Raw genomic sequence first — 21579 nt, 5'->3', positions numbered from 1 at the left:
CTCACGCCTGTCACCGTACCTGTGGGAGCGGGTTTACCCGCAAAGAAGCAGACACGCTCTAGAGGGCGAACGGCAGGTGCAAAGCCACCTGCTGGCGCTGCGACAAACGCACTTCGAACTCGCTCGGGTCATGGATCATCACATCCATCCCGGCAAACGATTCCGCTGCAATCAGGCGCGACAGCCAGAAGCGCACGCAGCCTACCCGCAACATCTCCGGCCACAGCTCGGCTTCGGCCGCGGTGAACGGCCGCAGCGCCGCATAGGCCGCCAGCAACGCCTGGGCGCGTGGCACATCGATCGCGCCGTGTTCATCCAGGCACCAGTCGTTCACGGTGATGGCAATGTCATACAGCATCGGCCCGGAACAAGCGTTGTAGAAGTCGATCACACCGGTCAGGTGGGTGCCTTCGAACATCACGTTGTCGCGGAACAGGTCGGCATGCAGGTTGGCCCGTGGCAGGGCCAGGATCTGTGCCTTGTGCGCACTGATTTCATCCAGCGCCGGTTGCAGCAGCGCGGCTTGCTCGGTGGTAAGGCGCGGCAGCAACTCGGCCCCCGAAGCCAGCATCCAGTCCAGGCCGCGGTCGGTGCGGCGCTCGATGATGTGCTCGCGGGTAGCCAGGTGAATGTGCGCCAGCAGCTCGCCGACCTGGGCGCAGTGCTGGGCGTTCGGTGCCTTGATGTGCTTGCCCGACAGCCGTGGCTGCAGCAGCGCCGGCTTGCCGCACAGCTCGCGCAGGCCATTGCCGTCGCGGTCGCGTATGGCATAGGGCACCGGCATGTCGGCTGCGTGCAAAGTGTCCAGCAGCTCGATGAAGAACGGCATGTCCTCGCTGGGCCCGCGCTCGATCAGCGTCAGGACGAACTCCCCCTGTTCGAGGCTGACGAAGAAATTGCTGTTCTCGGTGCCGGCGGCGATGCCCTGGAAATCGAGCAGACGACCCAGCGCGTACGGCGCCAGAAAGGTTTCCAGCTCAGGCCGGGTCACGGGGGTGAAGACTGACATGATGAAAATTTGCCCATACGGGCACTTCCGCCGGGAAGTGCCGGGTTGATGTGAACGGTGCGCGTCAGATTACCACTCGAAGATCTTCCAGGACGGAATCAGCATGTCCGGCTGGTCGGAACGAATGAAATTGCCATCAGAGCCATCGGCGCGTACCAGGAAATAAGGCTTGCCGTTTTTCGGCGTGATCTTGATCGCATACAGGAACCCGTTCTGCCGGTACTCCTGGATGGTTTTGTCGCCTTCCGTGCGAATGGTCACCTCGGGATCGGCCGAGGGGGCGTCTTCCGCCGCCAGGGTGACGACAGGCATGGTGGCCAACAGACCGAGCAGTAACAGGCGATTGAGTGTACGCATGATAACCTTGTCCCTTTGTCGTCAATGATTCTGGCTATTCTAGCGCCGGACCCGTCGAAAAGGTTGATTCTGCTCATGAGCCAAGCGCCCCTCGTCCTGGTGGACGGTTCCTCCTACCTGTACCGCGCCTTCCACGCGCTGCCGCCGTTGACTACCTCCAAGGGCATGCCGACCGGCGCGGTGAAGGGGGTGCTGAACATGCTCAAGAGCCTGCGCAAGCAATACCCCGACAGCCTGTTCGCGGTGGTGTTCGATGCCAAGGGTGGCACCTTCCGCGATGCCATGTTCGCTGAATACAAGGCAAACCGCCCGAGCATGCCTGACGACCTGCGGGTACAGATCGAGCCGCTGCACGCCAGCGTCAAGGCGCTGGGCTACCCGCTGCTGTGCGTCGAGGGGGTCGAGGCCGACGACGTGATCGGCACCCTGGCGCGCAGCAGCGCCGCGTTGGACCGCCCGGTGATCATCTCGACCGGTGACAAGGACATGGCGCAGCTGGTGGACGGGCACATTACCTTGGTCAACACCATGACCGGAAGCGTGCTGGACGTGGCTGGCGTGCACGAGAAATTTGGCGTCGGCCCGGAACATATCATCGACTTTTTGGCGCTGATGGGCGACAAGGTCGACAACATCCCCGGTGTGCCGGGCGTGGGCGAAAAAACCGCGGTGGGCCTGCTGACCGGTATCGGCGGCGGTCTCAGCGACCTGTACGCTAACCTGGACAAGGTCCCGACGCTGGCCATTCGCGGCGCCAAGACCCTGCCGGCCAAGCTGGAAGAGCACCGCGACGCGGCGTTCCTGTCCTATGAGCTGGCTACCATCAAGGTCGATGTGCCGCTGGATATCGAAGTAGATGCCCTGGTGTGCGGCGAACCTGATCGCGACGCGTTGCTGGCGCTGTACACCGAGATGGAATTCAAGAGCTGGATCGCCGAGGTGCAGCGTGACGCTGCCAAGGCCGGTGACGAAATCGCGCCGGTCGCGGAGCAGGTGGCCAAGGTCGAGCCCAGGTACGAAACCATTCTCGACCAGGCCCGTTTCGACTTCTGGCTGGAGAAGCTGCGCCAGGCGCCATTGTTCGCTTTCGACACCGAGACCACCGGCCTGGACGCTCAGCAGGCCCAGCTGGTCGGCCTGTCGTTCGCCGTTGAACCGCACGAAGCGGCCTATGTGCCGCTGGCCCACGACTATGAAGGCGCGCCGGCCCAGTTGGACCGCACTGCCGTGCTGCAGGCGCTGAAGCCACTGCTGGAAGACCCGGCCAAGGCCAAGGTCGGGCAGAACGCCAAGTACGATATCAACATCCTTGCCAATGGCTCGCCCGCTATCGAAATGCGCGGCGTTGCCTACGACACCATGCTCGAGTCGTACGTGCTGAACTCCACCGCCACCCGTCACGACATGGACAGCCTGGCGCAGAAGTACCTCGACCATGCCACCATTGCCTTCGAGGATATCGCCGGCAAGGGCGCCAAGCAGCTGACCTTCAACCAGATCCACCTGGACAAGGCCGGCCCCTACGCTGCCGAAGATGCCGACATCACCCTGCGCCTGCACCAGGCGCTGCAGGCGCGCCTGGCACAGACGCCAAGCGTGCAGCCGGTGTTGATGGACATCGAGATGCCGTTGGTGCCGGTGCTGGCCAAGATCGAGCGCCAGGGGGCGCTGGTCGATGCCGCGTTGCTGCAGGTGCAGAGCGGTGAACTGGGGCTAAAGATGGCCGAACTCGAGCAGCGCGCCTATGAGCTGGCCGGTGAGGAGTTCAACCTCGGCTCGCCCAAGCAACTGGGCGCGATCCTCTACGACAAGCTGGGCATGCCGGTGCTGAGCAAGACCACCAAGGGCCAGCCATCCACGGCAGAAGCGGTGCTCGACGAACTGGCCGAGCAAGGTTACCCGCTGCCGGAGGTACTGATGCAGTACCGCAGCCTGAGCAAGCTCAAGAGCACCTACACCGACAAGCTGCCGGGGCAGATCAACCCGCGCACCGGGCGTATCCACACCTCATACCAGCAGGCGGTGGCGGCCACCGGTCGACTGTCGTCCAGCGACCCGAACCTGCAGAACATCCCGATCCGTACTGCCGAAGGCCGGCGCATCCGCCAGGCTTTCGTTGCCAGCCCGGGTTACAAGCTGCTGGCGGCGGACTACTCGCAGATCGAGTTGCGTATCATGGCCCACCTGGCCAAGGACGAAGGCTTGCTGCATGCCTTCCGCAACAACCTGGACGTGCACCGCGCCACGGCGGCGGAAGTATTCGGCGTAGCCCTGGAAGACGTCACCACCGATCAGCGCCGCAGTGCCAAGGCCATCAACTTCGGCCTGATCTACGGCATGAGCGCCTTTGGCCTGGCCAAGCAGATCGGCGTAGACCGCAAGCAGTCGCAGGATTACATCGACCGCTACTTCGCCCGCTACCCGGGCGTGTTGGCGTACATGGAGCGCACCCGCGCCCAGGCGGCGGAGCAAGGCTTTGTAGAAACCCTGTTCGGCCGCCGCCTGTACCTGCCGGATATCAATGCCAAGAACCCGGCCCTGCGCAGAGGCGCCGAGCGCACGGCGATCAACGCCCCGATGCAGGGTACTGCAGCCGACATCATCAAGCGGGCCATGGTCAATGTGGATAACTGGCTGAGCGAGAGCGGGCTGGATGCACGGGTGATCCTGCAGGTGCACGACGAACTGGTGCTGGAAGTGCGCGAGGACCTGGTGGAGCAGGTGAAAGATGAAATTCGCCAGCACATGAGCAAGGCCGCGCAACTGGATGTGCCGCTGCTGGTCGAGGCAGGAATTGGTGCGAATTGGGACGAAGCTCACTGATCGGGTGGGGAAAGCTGTGTAGGATCCGTGTCGTAGGGATGCGGATCTTGGCACTGCTCAGTGCCAGCGGTGCTGAGGTTTCATGAAACTATCGCAAATAGTTTTCAGGGCTCTGGAACTAAACCGGTGAAGCGGAACTCAGAGTAACTGAATGGCTGGTGAAGCCTTTCGATGCTCCTATGTTGTGTTAAGTGTTGGCAGATATCTGGACCCCGCCCTAGCGGTCCGGACTTGGACCCCGAACTTCCCCCTCCCCATACGAAGTCCGGGGTTTTTTTTGCCCGGAATTTGACCTGATGGCGCAGCTACCCCTGTAGGAACAGCCTTGTGCTGCGAAAGGGCCGGTACAGCCAACAGACCTATACAGCCTGTCATGGCCTCTTCGCAGCACAAGGCTGCTCCTACAACGAGCGGTGCGGGCCTCAGGCTACTGGCTTGTCTTCCAGCTCCATCCAGTCCGCCAGCACCCGGTACGCCTCTTCCACGCCCAGGCGCTTGGGCGCCGAGAACAGCTGGATGGTCACGCCATCGCCCCAACCCTTGCGGATTTCCGACTGCACCTTGAGCAGGGTGTTCTTGCCCGCGCCGTGGGTCAGCTTGTCGGCCTTGGTCAGCAGGATGTGCATCGGCATGCTGCTGGCCTTGGCCCAGTCGAGCATCATCTTGTCGAAGTCGGTCATCGGGTGGCGCACGTCCATCATCAGGATCACGCCACGCAGGCACTCCCGGCTGCCCAGGTAGGCTTCCAGGTGTTTCTGCCAGTGCTGCTTGAGCGGAATCGGGACTTTTGCATAACCGTAGCCTGGCAGGTCGACCAAACGCCGTTCATCGTCCAGACTGAAGAAATTCAACAGCTGGGTGCGCCCAGGGGTTTTCGAGGTGCGTGCCAGGCTGGCATGGGTCAGGGTGTTGAGGGCGCTGGATTTGCCGGCGTTGGAGCGGCCGGCGAAAGCCACCTCGTAACCCTGGTCGTCCGGGCATTGTTCGACCTTGGCAGCGCTGAGGGCGAATTTGGCTTTCTGGCAGAGGCCGAGGATGGGGTTCTTGACTTGCATGGGATATCCGATGTGGGTGTTGCCTGACTCTATAGGCCCGAGCCTGGCAAGCGGTGTCGTTTCCGTTTGGATGGCGGAAGTATATAATGCCCCAGTTTTTGTGTGCTCATTCTCCCGGCGAAGGAGAACGGGCATGGGGTGTCGAACAATAGCTCGCGCAACAGAACGCAGCGCGGCCCCCAACCCTGAAGGTCGTTCCGCATGGCGAAATGGCTGCTTGCTGTCGGTATGTTCCTGCCGTTTTTCAGCGCACAGGCTACACAGGATCCCGAGGTGTTGTACAACCGCACGTGTGCGGCCTGTCACACCGGGCAGTTGCCACAGGCACCCAGGCAGGGTGACCGGGCAGCATGGGAGCCAAGGCTGGCGCAAGGCATGGATGTACTGGTGAAGCACGTGACCCAGGGTTTCAAGGCTATGCCGCCGCGTGGATTGTGCATGGACTGCAGTGCCGAGGACTACCGTTTGGTCATCCTTTGGATGAGTGGCAGTCCCGATACATAACATTTCACCCTTAGCCGTGTTGGATTAGCTGATGAACAAACTAGTCGTGAGTCTGCTGTTGACCCTGGGTGTCGCAGGTGCGGCCACTGCTGCGCAACCCGTCAAAGGCGATGCCGCCGCCGGCCAGGCCAAGACGGCCGTCTGTGGCGCCTGCCACAACCCCGACGGCAACAGCCTGGCACCGAACTTCCCGAAACTGGCCGGCCAAGGCCAGCGCTACCTTGAAAAACAATTGCACGATATCAAGTCGGGCAAGCGTACCGTGCTGGAGATGACCGGCATGCTGGCCGCGTTCAGCGACCAGGACCTGGCCGATATCGCCGCCTACTTCTCCAGCCAGAAAGGCAGCGTGGGCGCCGCCGATCCCAAGCTGGTCGAACGTGGTCGGGCGCTGTTCAACGGTGGAGACCTGGAAAAAGGCATGCCTGCCTGCACCGGCTGCCACTCGCCGAACGGCGCGGGTATCGCCTTGGCCGGCTTCCCGCACCTGGGCGGGCAGCACGCGCAGTACGTGACCAAGCAGCTCACCGACTTCCGCGAAGGCAACCGCACCAACGATGGCGATGCCATGACCATGCGCACCATCGCTGGCAAGCTGAGCAACCACGACATAGAGGCGCTGGCCAGTTACATCCAGGGCCTGCACTGAGGCCATTACGGTCGGCGCATTAACCTTCAGTTAATGTTGTAGGCCAATGATGAAAGGGCGGCCGGACCGCCCTTTTTTTCGTTCGCAGCCGTTACACTACAGAACTCGGCCCGTTCCCGGCCTGTCTCAGTGCAGGTCGCGTCGTGGCGACCAATGACTGCCCAGGAGTAAAGCATGCGTAAACTGATTCTCAGCGCCGCGCTGGTCGCTGCCAGCGTATTCGGTATGACTGCCGTCCAGGCCGCCGAGCCTGTCGCTGGCAAGGAATACCTCGAGCTGAGCAACCCTGTTCCGGTTTCCGTACCTGGCAAGATCGAAGTGGTCGAGCTGTTCTGGTACGGCTGCCCCCACTGCTACCACTTCGAGCCGACCATCAACCCGTGGGTCGATAAACTGCCCAAGGACGTCAACTTCAAGCGCGTACCAGCCATGTTCGGTGGCGCATGGGACGCCCACGGCCAGATGTTCCTGACCCTCGAAGCCATGGGCGTCGAGCAGAAGGTGCACGCCGCAGTGTTCGATGCCATCCAGAACCAGCGCAAGCGCCTGACCGACCCGCAGGACATGGCCGACTTCCTTGCCACCCAAGGCGTGGACAAGGACAAGTTCCTCGCCACCTTCAATTCGTTCGCCATCAAGGGCCAGGTCAACCAGGCCAAGGAACTGGCGAAGAAGTACGAGATCACCGGCGTACCGAGCATGGTGGTCAACGGCAAGTACCGCTTCGACCTGGGTACCGCCGGCGGGCCGGAAGGCGTACTGAACGTTGCCGACCAGCTGATCGCCAAGGAGCGCGCCGCTAAGTAGGCGGCGTAACCCATGCGCCGCTTCAGAACCGCGCGTGGCATTGGCCTGCACCAGCCGCAGGTCAACGAGCATCACCTGCAGGCCCCTGGCCTGCCTGAGGATGGTCGCCTGCGGCTGCTCAGTTTCAACATCCAGGTGGGCATCAGCACCGAGCGCTACCGGCATTACGTGACCCGCAGCTGGCAGCACCTGCTGCCGCACAACGGGCGTGCCGGCAACCTGCAGAAGATTGGCCAACTGCTGGGCGACTTCGACCTGGTAGCCTTGCAGGAGGCCGATGGCGGCAGCCTGCGCTCGGGCTACGTCAACCAGGTCGAGCACCTTGCCCACCTGGGTGCCTTCCCCTACTGGTACCAGCAACTCAACCGCAACCTCGGGCGTTTTGCCCAGCACAGCAACGGGGTGCTCAGCCGCCTGAAGCCGCATCTGCTGGAGGATCACCCGTTGCCCGGCCCGGCTGGGCGTGGTGCGATCCTGGTGCGCTTTGGCGAGGGTGAAGATGCGCTGATCGTGGTGATGATGCACCTGGCCCTCGGCGCCAAGACCCGCACTCTGCAGCTGGGCTACATCCGCGAGCTGATTGGCGGCTATCGCCACCAGGTGCTAATGGGCGACATGAATACCCATGCAACCGACCTGCTGGAGCACTCGCCGTTGCGCGACCTGGGCCTGATAGCCCCGCAAGTCGAGGCCACTTTCCCCAGCTGGCGACCACAGCGTTGCCTGGACCATATCCTGCTCAGCCCAAGCCTCACGCTGGAGCGTGTCGAGGTGCTGGCGCAGCCAATTTCCGACCACCTTCCCGTTGCTGTAGAGATTCGATTGCCTGATGCATTGACTGTGGATACGCTGCCGGTCCTGAGCTAATTGCCATCACCGTTTGCGGACCCGGGCATGACTGAAGACGCTGAGCGCTGGAAAGAAAAATACCTGAAAAGCATCGAGCAGCAGGAAAAGCTCGAGCGCCGTTGGGACGCCCGTCTCGACCTGCTGCGTCGTGGTTTGGTACGCAGCACCCTGGCTGCCGAAGGCAGCGACAAGGTGGTGGACCAGTGCATGAAGGAAATGCGCGAGGTCATCCGCAGCGACAACATGGACGCCGGCCTTGCCGGGTTGATTCCTCGTCTTGAGAAGGCGGTACTGGACTCCGAACAGCGTCGGGAAGCCCGCATGAACCAGGTCAGCGATGCGCTGACAGCGCTGGTCAACCAGCTGCAAGGCCTGCCATTGCCGAACGATGTGTCGCGTCCGTTGAAAAAGCTGGCGAAGAAGCTCGATGGCGGAGTGGCCCAGTCACGCGACCTGCCACCGTTGCTGGGCGAGTTGAGCGGCTTGCAGGGCCGCGCGCTGTCAGCCTTGGGCAAATCGGCGGCGGAGGCCCGCCCCGGCTTCTTGCAGCGCTTGTTCGGCAGCCGCGAGGATGGTGTGCAAGGCGAGCCAGCGCTTGTGCCTCTGGCGCTGCCGGTTGCCGAGGCGCAGCCCTTGGCGGCACCTGCCGGTGTCGATGCCCCGCAGCCCGACGACATGGACGCGCTACAGCCGCTGCCAGCCTCCTCAGCTTCTGTTGTCGAAGCCCTCGTAATATCGGAGCCCGAGCTGGAGGCACCAGGCCCGGCGCTTATCGAAACGGCCGAACTGTCACCAGCCCCGCTGCCGCAGCCGCTCCCGGACGATGTACCGGCAGCGGTAGCTATCGCCAGCGAGCCGCCGGTTGAAGCAGGACCGGCGCAAACACTCGAAGAAACCTTTGGCGAAGATGGCCCCTACGCCCTGCCCTACGCGGTGGAGCCGCCCTACAGCCAGGTTGCCGAGCACATCGAGCACACTCTGATCGGCTTGCTCGATGACCTCAGCCTGCCAGAGCGACACAAGGCCCAGGCGCTAGAGATGCGTGAACGCGTCGCCCGCGGCTTGAACTGGTATGAGCTGATACCGGTGCTGGATGACCTGGCTGTGCTCATGCTGGCGATCACCGACAGCGGCCAGCACGAATTCGAAACCTACCTGCAGCAGCTCAACGAACGCCTGGAAGGTTTCCAGAGCCACCTGCACGAGGCTAGCGCCGGCCATGCCGACAACAGCTCGGCCGCTCGCGAGCTGGATACCCAGCTGCGTGAGCACGTCGATGGGTTGCAGAGCAGTGTGCAAGGTGCCGCCGACGTCGACAGCCTCAAGCACATTCTGGAAAACCGCCTGGAAGGTCTGTTGGTGACTATGGATGAGCACAAGCATGAGCGTGATCGCCGCGAACAGGAGCTGGCTGGTCGCCTGCAAGGGCTGTCGGAGCGGGTGGCGAACATGGAGCAAGAGGCGCTCGGCTACCGTGAGCACTTGGAAGAGCAGCGCCAGAAGGCCTTGCTCGATCCCCTAACCGGCCTGCCCAACCGTGCGGCCTGGAGCGAGCGGGTCGAGCGCGAAATGCTCGAATGGCAGGCACACGGCGGCCATCTGGCGATGGCGATCCTCGACCTGGACCATTTCAAGCGTATCAACGATAGCTATGGGCACCTGGCTGGGGACAAGGTCTTGAAGATCGTCGCCGACCAGTTGCGCAAGCGCCTGCGCAGCCATGACTTCATCGCCCGGTTTGGCGGCGAGGAGTTTGTCCTGCTGCTGCCGCAAACCTCGCCGGCTGCCGCTGCCCAGATAGCCGAGATGCTGAGGGCCACGGTCGAGGCGTGCCCGTTCCACTTCAAGGGCGAACGGGTGGTGATCACCACGTCCATCGGCCTGGGTGCATTCCGTCCCGGCGAGCGCGGCGATCAGGTGCTCAAGCGCGCCGATGCGGCGCTTTACCGGGCCAAGGAATCGGGACGCAACCGTGTCGAGCTGGCATAGCCGGTAGCTGCTGACTCGCGGCAAGCACGGCCCTTGGGGAGCACGTTATACTGTAGCGCTCATACGCTGAGGCCACTGACGTGCTTTCCACGCTTAAAAAAACCCTGATTTCCTTCCTGCTGTTGTCTGTCGCCGGTTGCTCGACCGGCCTGCGCATCGACCGTAGCCACCCTTCGATCAACCAGGACAACCGCATCCAGTTCGTTGTCCTGCACTACACCAATGCTTCGCTGGAGCGTTCCCTGGCGTTGCTGACCCATGGGGAAGTCAGCAGCCACTATCTGATTGGTGACGGCCCGGCGACGGTGTACCAGCTGGTGGATGAAAGCCGCCGCGCCTGGCATGCCGGTGATAGCCAGTGGCAGGGGCGGACCTGGCTGAACTCCTCGTCCATCGGTATCGAAATCGTCAACCCGGGCTTCACCGACACGCCGAATGGGCGGGTCTGGCACCCTTACAGCGAAGCGCAGGTCCAGTCGCTGATCGCGCTGCTCAAGGACATCGTCAAGCGTAACAACATCGAGCCACGGCACATCATTGGCCACAGCGATATCGCGCCGCTGCGCAAGCTTGACCCGGGGCCGCTATTTCCGTGGAAACGCCTGGCCGACGCCGGATTGGGTGTCTGGCCGGATGCAACTGCCGTGGCACGGCAGCAAGCCTATTTCAGCGTCAACCCGCCGAGCGTTGGCTGGTACCAGCAGGAGCTGGCGCGGTTTGGCTATGCGATCGAGCAGACTGGGGTACTTGATGTTGCCACCCGCCATGTGATCGCCGCCTTCCAGATGCGTTTCCGCCCGCAGCGCTTCGATGGCATGCCGGATGCGCAGACGGCGGCGATGCTGCAGGTGCTCAACCGGATGCGTTGATCTGCCAAGGTGAGACGGGCTCTTGTTTAGGAGCGGCCTTCGGCGCTTGTAGCGAAGCGCCAAACGGCAAAGGTGATTCCTGATTCAGTTGCTATAACCTAGTAATCAACTGGATGCCCTCGATGTCAGCCCTCATCGCCTTGCTGCGCCAAATTTTTTACCGTCCCTGGATGCTGGCCACGTTGGCAGCACTGGCCAGCGCGGCACTGTTGCTTTCTGCAAGCATCGGCATTGCCCTGCAACAGATGAAGCAAAGCGAGAGTGCACAGATGAACGCCCAGGGCGAACGCTTTCTGGAGCGCCTCGAGCAGGTGTTCGGCCAGTTGCGCGAAGGGGTCGACCTGCTGCAGGCGCAACCCTTGCGCGGCTGCAGCCCGGCGATGCTGACGGCATTGCAGCAGGTAGGCCTGAGTTCCCGCTTCATTTATGAAGCGGCGTACGTGGATGGAGATGTGGCCTGCTCAAACCGCGGTGATGAGCGGGCGTTCGAACCCCTGCGCGCCCCCGACATTCAAGGGCCGACCTACAGCTACTGGCTGAATACCACGACCGAGCCGAACGAGAACCTGGCCGCGCTGATGCTTGGGAGGGGCAAGTTCGTGGTATCCACCTCTCGTGGGCACCTGACCGATGTGGTCGACTTGCCCCCGGGCGGCAGCCTGGTGGTGGTGTTGGACAACGGTGCCCGGGCCATCCCCGTGCTGGGCCCACCGCAGGTATGGCCGCCTCCTTCGGCCTGGTCAACCAGCCACAAGTCGCTGCTTGAACTCAGCGATCGACTGATCTACCGAATGCCGACCAAGTCACCGGACTACCAGTTGGTGCTGATCGCCCCGCGGGCGAGCCTGCCGTTGAGGATGAACGGCATGCTCTGGCTTCTGTTCCCCGGCAGTGTACTGGCGGCCTGTTGCATCGGCTGGCTGGTACTGCAACTGATCCTGCAGCGGCGGTCGATGAGCTCGGAATTGCAGAATGCTTTGCGTCGCGGCGAACTGCAGGTGCTCTACCAGCCGATCTTCGAGCTCGACAGCCGACGCTGTGTCGGGGCCGAGGCTCTGGTGCGCTGGCGCCGCCCGGACGGTACCCTGACCAGCCCGGACCTGTTCATCCCTTTGGCGGAAAACACCGGGCAGATTCGCCAGATCACGGACTTTGTCCTGCAGCGTGTGCTGGAACAGCTAGGGCAGCTACTGCGCTCGCACCCCAACTTGTACATTTCGGTGAATCTGGCGGCCTGTGATGTGATGGTGCCGCGCATCGGGCGGGTGGCGGCACGCTTGCTGGCCTTGCACCGTGTGTCGGCCAGCCAGATCGCCTTCGAGGTGACCGAGCGCGGCCTGATCGATGTGGTTGTGGCCCGCGACAACCTCCAGGCGCTGCGCGCAGTGGGGCATCAAGTGCTGATCGACGATTTTGGGACTGGCTATTGCAGCCTGGCGTACCTGCAAACCCTGCCAGTGGACTGCCTGAAGATCGACAAGGCGTTTATCGATGCCTTGGGGCACGACGCCGCCAGTAGCGGTGTTGCCCCGCATATCATTCGCATGGCTCACGACCTGCACCTGCGGGTGATTGCCGAAGGAATCGAGTGTGAAGACCAAGCGGTGCTGCTGAACAGCGAAGGGGTCAATTATGGCCAGGGCTGGCTTTTTGCCCGGCCACTGAATGCCCGGCAGTTTGCCGAACTGGTGACTCGAGGTCGGCTGCCGCGGCGGGTTGAGCATTGACTGATCCGGCACCGAAGATGGGGCCGGGGGCAGGGTACATTCAGACCGGTAGTGCCATGTAGAACTGGGTCCCCTGCCCCGGTCGGGAAAACACGCCCATGCGCCCGCCATGCAGCTGCACGATCTCTTTGCACAGCGCCAACCCCAGCCCCGCGCCGCCTTTCTTGCGCCCTACCTGCACGAAGGGCTCGAAGATGCGCCCCTGTTGCCCATAGGCAATGCCTTCGCCGTTATCCTCGACACTGATGATGACCCGCTCCGCATGCCGTCGTGCATGCAGGCGGATACGACCGCCGCTGGCGGTATGGCGGATGGCATTGTGCAACAGGTTGTCCAGCACCCGGTCGAGTTGGGCGACATCGGCCTGGATACGCGGTAGCGGCGGTTCCAGCTCCGTGATCAACTCGATCTGCTTGTTCGCCGCTGGCTCGGCAAAGCGATGTTGTGCACGTTCCAGCAGTTCGTCTATGGCGCAGGGAGCCAGCTCGAGCTTCTGCATCCCGCTCTGGTAGCGGCTGAAGTTGAGCAGGTCGTTGATCAACTGGGTCAGGCGCTGCATTTCCTCGCCGATGGTCTCCAGCAGGTCATGCTCGCGCGCCTCTGGCGGGAACTTGAGCCGCTCGCGCAACAGACCGAAGGCCATGTGCATGCCAGTCACCGGGGTGCGCAACTCGTGGGAAGCGCGCAGCACGAACTCGCTGCGCACGCGTTCGAAGGCGCGCTGCTCGGTTACATCATGCAGCACCATCACTGCGCCAAGTATCGGCCCTTGCGGGTGGCTGACCGGGGTCAGGCTGTAGGCGAGCAGGCGCGTTTCGTCATCGACGTCCATGTTCAGGTCGTCTGGCTGGCGGTCGAGGTTGCCGCCGCGCAGTACCTGCCGTAGCTGCTGTTCCAGTTCCGGGCGCTGCAGGGCTTCGGCCAGGCTGCTGCCGGCGCGGCTGTCGGTCCAGCCCAGCTGGCGCTGCGCCACCGGGTTGAGGTGTTCCAGGCGGCCCTGGCGATCAATGATCAGCAGGCCATCGTCGATGCTGTCCAGCACGGCCTGCAAGCGTTGCTGGCCAGCCAGCAGTTCATCGACGTTGGTGGCCTGGTGCTTGCGCAAGGCATCGGCCATCAGGCCGAAGCGGCGGGTGAGCTGGTTCAGTTCGGTGGCCTGTGTGACCGGCAGGGTGACGTCGAAATCGCCCTTGCCGAGTTGGTCGGCCGCTTTAGCCAATGCTTCGATCGGCTGACCGAAGCGCCGGGCGATGTTGTGCGCAGTGATGAAGCCCAGTACCAGTACCACCAAACCCATCAGGCCGAGTACGCCGCTGACCAGGAGGGCGTGGGCGCGGGTGTGTTCCTCGCTGCGGGTGATGTGCTCCAAGGCCTGCTTGTGGGAATCGATCAGATCGGTGCGGACCTGGTTGAACGCGGCCCCGAGTGGTTGGTCAACGCCCATGCTGCGGGAGGGCGCCGGGCTGTCGCGGTAGGCCTGGAGGAAGGCCTGGTAATTGCTGCTGGCCTTGCTGAAGCCGGTGCGCTCGCCACCTTGGTCCAGGCCTTGGTTCAGCAGGGTCTGGAAGTTGTCTTGCAGCAGCCGCAGGTTTTCCGGGGCGGTCTCGTCATCGAGGATCAGAGTCAACTGTTCGCCAAGGTTCTGGCGCAGCTTCAGCCCTATTTCCAAGGTGTGGGTAGTATCGCGCACCAGTCGCTGCTGCACCGTGGCCATTTGCAGCACGCTGACCAGGCCCAGCAGCAGCCCGAGCAGGGCCACGGTGACCAGCGCCGAAATGCTGAGGAAAAGCCGCGTGCGCAGCTTCATGGGCGGCCATTTCATAGGTTGTACTGCTTGCGCTTGCGGTACAGGGTGGATGCATCGATCCCCAGGGTCTTGGCGGCCTGGTCAAGGGTGTCACTGGCGGCCAGCACCGCGCCAATGTGGGCGCGCTCCAGCTCATCAAGGCTCAGCGCGGCGCCTATGCGAGGGGCGTTACCAGCAGGCTGCTCGCCCATGCCCAGGTGGCTGATTTCCACGCGTTCCTGCGGGCAGATGATACTGGCCCGCTCCACCACGTTACGCAGTTCGCGAATGTTGCCGGGCCAGCGGTAGTTGAGCAGGGCTGTGCGGGCTTCATCACTGAAGCCGCGCGCAGGCCGAGAGTATTCCTTGACGAAGCGGGCGAGAAAGCGGTCGGCCAAGGTCAGGATGTCTTCACTGCGCTCGCGCAGCGGCGGCAGGTGCAAAGTGATGACGTTCAGGCGATACAGCAGGTCTTCGCGGAAACGGCTCTCACGCACCATCTCTTCGAGGTTGAGGTTGGTGGCGGCGAGGATACGCACATCGGCGCGACGGGTGACCGGGTCGCCGACGCGCTCGTATTCCTTGTCCTGGATGAAACGCAGCAGTTTGGGCTGCAAGGTCAGCGGGAAATCGCCGATCTCGTCGAGGAACAGCGTGCCCCCATCTGCCTGGTTGACTCGCCCCAGGGTGCTTTCGCTGGCGCCGGTGAAGGCGCCGCGGGTGTGGCCGAACAACTCGCTTTCCATCAGCTCGGCGTTCAGTGACGGGCAGTTGATGGTCACGCAGGATTTGCGCGCGCGCTTGCTCCAGCCGTGGATGGCCCGGGCCAGTTCACCTTTACCTGTGCCCGACTCGCCAAGGATGAGGATGTTGGCGTCGGTGGTAGCGACCTGGCGGGCGGTTTCCAGTACCGCCATCATGGCCGGGCTGTGCGAGTCGAGGCCGTCCTTGGGTTTGCGCACTTCACCTTCCAGGGCCTCCAGTCGCGCGGAAAGCTGGCGCACTTCCAACTGTTTGGCGGTAGCCAGGCGCAGCTGGTCGGGGCTGCACGGCTTTACCAGGTAATCGGCGGCGCCGGCCTGGATCGCGTCTACCGCCGTATCGATCGCTGAGTGCGCGGTGACGATCACCACCCGCATCCAGGGGGCCTGGATACGCATCTGCGCCAGCACATCGAGGCCGTTGTCCTCGCCCAGGCGCAAATCGAGGAAGCACAGGTCGAATACTTGGCGCTGCAGCAAGGCTTCGGCCTGGGCGGCGCTGTTGGCCGTTGCCACATTGTAGCCCTCGTCCTCCAGGCAGTAGCGGAAGGTGCGCAGGATCGCGGACTCGTCATCCACCAGCAGAATGCGGCCTTGGTTGTCCTGGGCTGACTCCATGTGCTGCGCTCCTTTAGGAAAGATCTTCATTTAGTGTGGGAAAAATCGGGCAAGTTGCATGGTCCATTGTGAAGGAACCTGTCCTTTGCATGCTAGCCACTGGCCAATCAGCGCGTGGAGGCCGCGCTATCCAGATGATTTTCTTAGAGGCGCACGGTGGCACATTGGTTGCGAGGATTTTCAGTTTTTGCCTACAAAAGGAGGCACTGCCATGCGCTTTTCCATCCGAGCCGCCATGTTGGCAGCCACACTGCTACCGGTGTTCACGCCGGTATTCGCCGATCCGGTGCAAGACGCCCGCCTGGAGGGGGCCCTGCAAACTGCCCTGTCGCTGAACCGCATGCTCGACCCGTTCCGTATTCAGGTCGAGGTGGATGGCAAGCAGGCGCGGCTTTCCGGTGAGGTGGAGAACGACGTCGAGCGCCAGCTGGCAGAGCATGTGGCTCTGGCTACCCGTGGCATCGAGCAGGTTGACAACCAACTGCGGGTCAATGCCCAGCTGGTGGAGCGCCCGCTGGCGTTGCGTGCCTACGCCCAGCGCCTGGAGGATGCCACCCTGGCCGCCGTGATCCGTGCTCGGCTGCTATGGAGCCGCATAACCGAGAAGGCACCTATAGATGTACAGAGCAGCGAAGGTGTGGTGACCCTGCGCGGCAAGGTCGACAGTGCCGAGGCCAAGGAGCTGGCCGGCGTGGTGGCGCGCACCACCGAGGGCGTACACCTGGTCAACAACCTGGTCAGCCTCGATACCGCCGCCATGGCCAAGGCCCGGGAAGCTCCGGTTGGGCTGCCGACCGGGCCGCAGCCGAGTGATAGCTGGATCATCGACAAGATCCAGAACAGCTACCGCTTCAGCCGCAACCTCGATGGCCTGAACCTGAAAGTGGCCAGCGAAGAGGGGCTGGTTCGGCTTTCAGGCGAAGTGGTCAGCAGCGAGCAAAAAACCATCGCCGTGGAAATCGCTAGGCAGATCATCGGCGTGCGCGGGGTGGATGCCGACCTGCTCAAGGTGGCGACCAAGATCGAAGGTTGATCGTGCAATTCGCACGACCCCACGGAAGGCATCGTGCAGGATACGTCCCTGTCGATTATCGCCTTTATGTGTAACTACTTGATTTGAAAGGATTTTATTTGATTCAAAAGGCTGGCATGCAGGCTGCAATTACTTATTCAGGTTTGAACAAGAATTACAGCAGGAGGAGCCGGCATGAACTGCCAATCCGTCAACCGCTTGCAGAGCGCCGCACTGCCCCTGCGCCAGGTGTTGTCACTCGGCCTGGCGCTGGTACTGACTTTGGCCGCTGGCCTCTTCTATTACAGCTGGCAGACCGCGCGCCTGGCCGAGCAAGTGGCGGCGCAGACCGCCCTGTTGACGCACATTCAGGCAACCCGTGCCAACACCCTGGTCAAGGCCGCCGACCCGCTGCCAACCGGCCAGGCCAGTGCGTCACCGGGCACCTTGGAAAATGTCGTACCCCAGGACCGCTGGGTGTTCTGACCGCCGGTTGAACCGATTCCGAAAAAGAAAGGAGAACCACCATGCTGAGTTGGGCTATCACTTTCCTCATCATCGCCATTGTCGCCGCCGTACTGGGCTTCGGTGGTATCGCGGGCGCTGCCACGGGTATCGCGAAGATTCTGTTCATTGTCTTCCTGGTGCTGTTCGTAGCCTCCTTCTTCTTTGGACGTGGACGAGGTTGAAGATGGGCAGGAAGCGTTGGACAGCCCTGGCTGCCGCCCTGTTACTGGGTGGCAGTGCGGCGGCGATGGCGGCCAATGACGGCCAGGTCCGGGTCGACCAGTTGCTCGGCTCGGACCCGGAGTACAGGGGAACCTGGCAGGACACGATCAAAGGCGAGGAACGCCTGCCTGACTGGGTGGTCAATCTGACCGGCAGTTCCCAGCAGCAGATGTCTGCCGTCACCGAAGACGGCGACAAGTACCTGGTCGGCCCGTTGTGCGAAGGCCAGGACAACTGCACCTACAAGCGCCTGATCGTGGCGTTCAGCTGGGACAAGGATGATGCCTACGGGATGCTCGTGGAGGTGCCCGAAGGTCTGCCGAACGACAAGTCGCCCACCCGCCACGCGCAGTACCGCTGGCTGGGTGAGCCGGATGACGGCATGAAGGCAATGCTGCAGGAGCAGCTCAAGCGTGACCCGAACTGGTACTGAGCGTTTGTAGCCGGTACGGATGAAAGGTCATGCACTGTCACGTAATAGAAGCTGAACCTGTCTATATTTCAGCCTTCTATGATGCGCCGCCCCGAGGAGGGGCTGCACATGACCAAGGGGCCGGGCTGTTCTGATTGTTGCAGGATCGGAGTGGCCTAGGGGTACAGGGAGTGCCTCCAGCCATGGGCCGGGTCAGGAACGGCGGAATCGGAAGTTTCAGGTCGGCGGTGCCATAGGGGCATCTGACCAGACCTGACTTCCGAGGAGCCATGTAGGAAACGTCTCTTCCCTGCGCGATTTCCTCTTCGAGACACATTTTGTCTCGACCGCACATCAATTTTTTTCGATCAGCTCGGCGCTTGTTCAAGTGGCATTTCGGCCATTCGGATTGTCGAACAAGCCATCGCCCCTGTTCTTTTTACCCTGCCAAATCTGCCTAAATATGGCGGTTTGGTCTTGTTCGGGATTCCGAACGTTGTAAATCAAGCACTTGCGAACCTCTCGTTCTGGTCAGAAACGTTATGCATAAACGGCATGGGCCATGCGCTTCAGGCATTAGATTTCCCCCTTTGCCATCGCAATAGTTGCCGCCTTTTTCGCCGGCCGAGCGCCCTGTCGCTCGCCTGCGGTGTCCTTACATGAAGTCGCCGGACGGAAGCAGCTGCTGCCCGTGACCTAGCCAACGGCTCTGTTACGCGCGTTTCCGTTGGGTGCCCATGACCACTAGAACAAAGGGTAAAGACATGAAGAAGGCAAAACTGAGCCTCGCCTGGCAGATCGTCATCGGTCTGGTCCTGGGTGTTGCAATCGGCGCTCTACTGAATCATTTCAGTGCAGAAAAGGCATGGTGGATCAGCAACGTCCTCCAGCCCGCTGGTGACATCTTCATTCGCCTGATCAAGATGATCGTCGTCCCGATCGTGATTTCGTCGCTGATCGTGGGTATCGCCGGGGTTGGCGACGCGAAGAAACTGGGCAGCATCGGCCTGAAGACCATCATCTACTTCGAAGTGGTGACCACCATCGCCATCGTCGTCGGCCTGGTGTTGGCCAACCTGTTCCACCCGGGCGCCGGCATCGACATGAGCACCCTGGGTACAGTGGACATCTCCAAGTACCAGGCTACCGCGGCCGAGGTGCAGCATGAGCATGCGTTCATCGAAACCCTGCTGAACCTGATCCCGTCGAACATCTTCGCAGCGCTGATGCGTGGCGAAATGCTGCCGATCATCTTCTTCTCGGTGATGTTCGGCCTGGGTCTGTCGAGCCTGCAGGCAGAGCTGCGCGACCCGCTGGTGCGTACTTTCCAGGCGGTTTCCGAGACCATGTTCAAGGTCACCCACATGATCATGAACTACGCCCCTATCGGCGTGTTCGCCCTGATCGCCGTGACCGTGGCCAACTTCGGGTTCAGCTCGCTGCTGCCGCTGGCCAAGCTGGTGGTACTGGTGTACTTCGCCATCGCCTTCTTCGCCTTCATGGTGCTGGGCCTGGTTGCCCGCCTGTTCGGCTTCTCGGTGATCAAGATCATGCGCATCATGAAAGATGAGCTGATTCTCGCTTACTCCACCTCCAGCTCGGAAACCGTGCTGCCGCGCGTGATCGAGAAGATGGAGAAGTACGGTGCGCCGAAGTCGATCTGCTCGTTTGTGGTACCGACCGGCTACTCGTTCAACCTCGACGGCTCGACCCTGTACCAGAGCATCGCGGCCATCTTCATTGCCCAGCTGTACGGTATCGATCTGTCGTGGAGCCAGCAGCTGCTGCTGGTGCTGACCCTGATGGTCACCTCCAAGGGTATCGCTGGCGTACCGGGTGTTTCTTTCGTGGTGCTGCTGGCCACCCTGGGCAGCGTGGGTATCCCGCTGGAAGGCCTGGCCTTCATCGCCGGTGTCGACCGCATCATGGACATGGCCCGTACCGCCTTGAACGTTGTGGGCAACGCCCTGGCAGCCCTGGTCATCGCGCGCTGGGAAGGCATGTACGACGCCGCCAAGGGCGAGAAGTACTACGCCTCGCTGATGGCCGGCAAGCAGGAAGCGGCCATGGTTGGCGAAGCTGCCAAGCGCTGAGCCTGACTGCTGTTTGACCAAAAGCCCCGACTTGTCGGGGCTTTTTGTTGCCTGTGAGATCTTGGGAGTCAATTGCGAACCCTTGTAGGAGCGGCCTTGTGTCGCGAAAGGGCCGCAGAGCGGCCCCGGCAATTTGTGCAGCGGAGCTGAAATCTTGGGGGGCGCTGGGCACCCCTTTCGCGACACAAGGCCGCTCCTACAAAGGATCGCGATCGCCAGTCACACGCCCCGATACGCTATCATTCGGGCATTTTTCAGGGGGAACACACGGATGCTCAACGGCCTTTGGCTTGGCTTTTTCCTGGTGGCGGCAGTGTCCGCCCTGGCCCAATGGCTAATAGGCGGCAACGCCGGCATCTTCGCGGCGATGGTCGAGAGCATATTCGCCATGGCCAAGTTGTCGGTCGAGGTGATGGTGCTGTTGTTCGGCACGCTGACCCTGTGGCTGGGCTTTCTCAAGATCGCCGAGAAGGCTGGCATCGTCGAGTGGCTGGCCAAGGTGCTCGGCCCGCTGTTTGCCCGGCTGATGCCGGAAGTTCCGCCCGGCCACCCGGCCCTGGGCCTGATCACCATGAACTTCGCCGCCAACGGCCTGGGGCTGGACAACGCCGCCACGCCGATCGGCCTGAAGGCCATGCGCGCGCTGCAGGAGTTGAACCCCAGCAGTACCACGGCGAGCAACGCGCAGATCCTGTTCCTTGTGCTCAACGCATCGTCGTTGACCCTGCTGCCTGTGACCATCTTCATGTATCGGGCCCAGCAAGGTGCGGCGGACCCGACCATGGTGTTCCTGCCAATCCTGCTGGCCACCAGCGTCTCCACCATGGTCGGCCTGCTGTCGGTGGCAGTGATGCAGCGCCTGCGCCTGTGGGACCCGGTAGTGCTTGCCTACCTGATTCCCGGTGCCTTGCTGCTGGGCGGCTTCATGGCCTTTCTCGGTACCCTTTCGGCGGCCGCGCTGGCCAGCCTGTCGTCGATCTTGGGCAACCTCACGTTGTTTGGTGTGATCACCCTGTTCCTGGTGATCGGCGCCTTGAAGCGGGTGAAGGTGTATGAAGCCTTTGTCGAAGGCGCCAAGGAAGGTTTCGATGTGGCCAAGGGCCTGTTGCCTTACCTGGTGGCGATGCTGGTGGCGGTGGGTGTATTGCGGGCCTCAGGCGCCCTGGAGCTGGCTTTGGACGGTATTCGTCATGCGGTGACTGGGCTGGGCCTGGACACCCGCTTCGTCGAGGGCTTGCCCACGGCGCTGGTCAAACCGTTCTCCGGCAGTGCGGCGCGGGCGATGCTGATCGAGACCATGCAGACCCACGGTGTGGACAGCTTCCCGGCGCTGGTGGCAGCGACGATTCAAGGGAGTACCGAAACCACTTTCTACGTGCTGGCGGTGTACTTCGGTGCGGTGGGTATCCAGCGCGTGCGCCATGCCGTCGGCTGCGCCTTACTGGCGGAGTTTTCCGGTGTGATCGCGGCGATCTTCGTCTGTTACTGGTTTTTCGCCTGACCTTTTTGGGGCCGCTTTGCGGCCCATCG

18 protein-coding genes and 1 pseudogene are annotated in these 21579 nt (G+C 62.3%); 14 read left to right on the top strand and 5 right to left on the bottom strand.

Translation table 11 applies throughout. The features are described 5' to 3' along the window. Nucleotides 1-58: 58 nt before the first annotated feature. Together IMX18_RS23940 and IMX18_RS23935 are read right to left on the bottom strand one after the other, a co-directional pair. Nucleotides 59-1009: a homoserine kinase gene (locus IMX18_RS23940; RefSeq protein WP_217190018.1), complete on the bottom strand. Its 951-nt coding sequence runs from the start codon at nt 1007-1009 to the stop codon at nt 59-61. A 69-nt stretch (nt 1010-1078) separates the two neighbouring features. Continuing rightward, nucleotides 1079-1366, bottom strand: coding sequence for a DUF2782 domain-containing protein (locus IMX18_RS23935; protein WP_015268476.1), 288 nt, complete (start codon nt 1364-1366; stop codon nt 1079-1081). Between the two features lie 75 nt (nt 1367-1441). Here IMX18_RS23935 and polA point away from each other — a divergent pair, with 75 nt between their 5' ends. After that, a complete protein-coding gene (polA, locus tag IMX18_RS23930; protein ID WP_015268477.1) occupies nt 1442-4189 on the top strand; it encodes a DNA polymerase I in 2748 nt (915 codons plus the stop codon). Nucleotides 4190-4611: 422 nt separating this feature from the next. Here polA and yihA read toward each other — a convergent pair whose 3' ends face one another. Continuing rightward, nucleotides 4612-5244, bottom strand: coding sequence for a ribosome biogenesis GTP-binding protein YihA/YsxC (gene yihA, locus IMX18_RS23925; RefSeq protein ID WP_015268478.1), 633 nt, complete (start codon nt 5242-5244; stop codon nt 4612-4614). A gap of 201 nt (nt 5245-5445) precedes the next feature. Between yihA and IMX18_RS23920 the strand changes: the two genes are divergently transcribed. From IMX18_RS23920 to IMX18_RS23890, 7 genes and pseudogenes are all read left to right on the top strand, one after another. Then, on the top strand, nt 5446-5748 hold the full coding sequence (locus IMX18_RS23920) for a c-type cytochrome (protein ID WP_015268479.1): 303 nt from the start codon (nt 5446-5448) through the stop codon (nt 5746-5748). A 31-nt stretch (nt 5749-5779) separates the two neighbouring features. Then, nucleotides 5780-6397, top strand: a complete 618-nt coding sequence (locus IMX18_RS23915; RefSeq protein WP_003256951.1) for a c-type cytochrome — start codon at nt 5780-5782, stop codon at nt 6395-6397. 174 nt (nt 6398-6571) lie between these two features. After that, nucleotides 6572-7204, top strand: coding sequence for a thiol:disulfide interchange protein DsbA (gene dsbA / locus IMX18_RS23910; protein WP_003256950.1), 633 nt, complete (start codon nt 6572-6574; stop codon nt 7202-7204). A gap of 34 nt (nt 7205-7238) precedes the next feature. Next, nucleotides 7239-8071: pseudogene (locus IMX18_RS23905) on the top strand (endonuclease/exonuclease/phosphatase family protein). 27 nt (nt 8072-8098) lie between these two features. After that, on the top strand, nt 8099-10042 hold the full coding sequence (locus IMX18_RS23900) for a GGDEF domain-containing protein (RefSeq protein ID WP_015268482.1): 1944 nt from the start codon (nt 8099-8101) through the stop codon (nt 10040-10042). Nucleotides 10043-10122: 80 nt separating this feature from the next. Next, the gene (locus IMX18_RS23895; protein WP_013970322.1) at nt 10123-10911 is read left to right on the top strand and encodes an N-acetylmuramoyl-L-alanine amidase; all 789 of its coding nucleotides are present in this window, start codon (nt 10123-10125) and stop codon (nt 10909-10911) included. 122 nt (nt 10912-11033) lie between these two features. Then, complete coding sequence (locus IMX18_RS23890) at nt 11034-12638, top strand: EAL domain-containing protein (protein ID WP_015268483.1); 1605 nt, start codon at nt 11034-11036, stop codon at nt 12636-12638. A 40-nt stretch (nt 12639-12678) separates the two neighbouring features. Here IMX18_RS23890 and IMX18_RS23885 read toward each other — a convergent pair whose 3' ends face one another. Further along, on the bottom strand, nt 12679-14460 hold the full coding sequence (locus tag IMX18_RS23885; protein ID WP_015268484.1) for a KinB sensor domain-containing domain: 1782 nt from the start codon (nt 14458-14460) through the stop codon (nt 12679-12681). Further along, nucleotides 14457-15803, bottom strand: a complete 1347-nt coding sequence (gene algB, locus IMX18_RS23880) for a sigma-54-dependent response regulator transcription factor AlgB (RefSeq protein ID WP_015268485.1) — start codon at nt 15801-15803, stop codon at nt 14457-14459. The genes IMX18_RS23885 and algB overlap by 4 nt, the downstream gene beginning before the upstream one ends. 211 nt (nt 15804-16014) lie before the next feature. Between algB and IMX18_RS23875 the strand changes: the two genes are divergently transcribed. From IMX18_RS23875 to IMX18_RS23850, 6 genes are all read left to right on the top strand, one after another. Continuing rightward, nucleotides 16015-16836, top strand: a complete 822-nt coding sequence (locus IMX18_RS23875) for a BON domain-containing protein (protein ID WP_015268486.1) — start codon at nt 16015-16017, stop codon at nt 16834-16836. 174 nt (nt 16837-17010) lie between these two features. Beyond that, nucleotides 17011-17301 (top strand): hypothetical protein, encoded by a 291-nt coding sequence (locus IMX18_RS23870; protein ID WP_015268487.1) that lies wholly within the window; start codon nt 17011-17013, stop codon nt 17299-17301. A gap of 41 nt (nt 17302-17342) precedes the next feature. Continuing rightward, nucleotides 17343-17504, top strand: a complete 162-nt coding sequence (locus IMX18_RS23865; protein ID WP_003252966.1) for a DUF1328 domain-containing protein — start codon at nt 17343-17345, stop codon at nt 17502-17504. Nucleotides 17505-17506: 2 nt separating this feature from the next. Further along, a complete protein-coding gene (locus IMX18_RS23860; RefSeq protein ID WP_015268488.1) occupies nt 17507-17977 on the top strand; it encodes an inhibitor of vertebrate lysozyme family protein in 471 nt (156 codons plus the stop codon). Between the two features lie 743 nt (nt 17978-18720). Further along, a complete protein-coding gene (gene gltP, locus IMX18_RS23855) occupies nt 18721-20049 on the top strand; it encodes a glutamate/aspartate:proton symporter GltP (RefSeq protein ID WP_003256981.1) in 1329 nt (442 codons plus the stop codon). 271 nt (nt 20050-20320) lie between these two features. After that, complete coding sequence (locus tag IMX18_RS23850) at nt 20321-21550, top strand: nucleoside recognition domain-containing protein (protein ID WP_054572512.1); 1230 nt, start codon at nt 20321-20323, stop codon at nt 21548-21550. The last annotated feature ends 29 nt before the right edge of the window (nt 21551-21579 follow it).

The organism is Pseudomonas shirazica (assembly GCF_015168335.1).
GTDB classification, from domain to species: domain Bacteria; phylum Pseudomonadota; class Gammaproteobacteria; order Pseudomonadales; family Pseudomonadaceae; genus Aquipseudomonas; species Aquipseudomonas asiatica.
The sequence above is the reverse complement of the archived record's forward strand: the minus strand, read 5'-3'. Positions and strand labels throughout refer to the sequence as shown.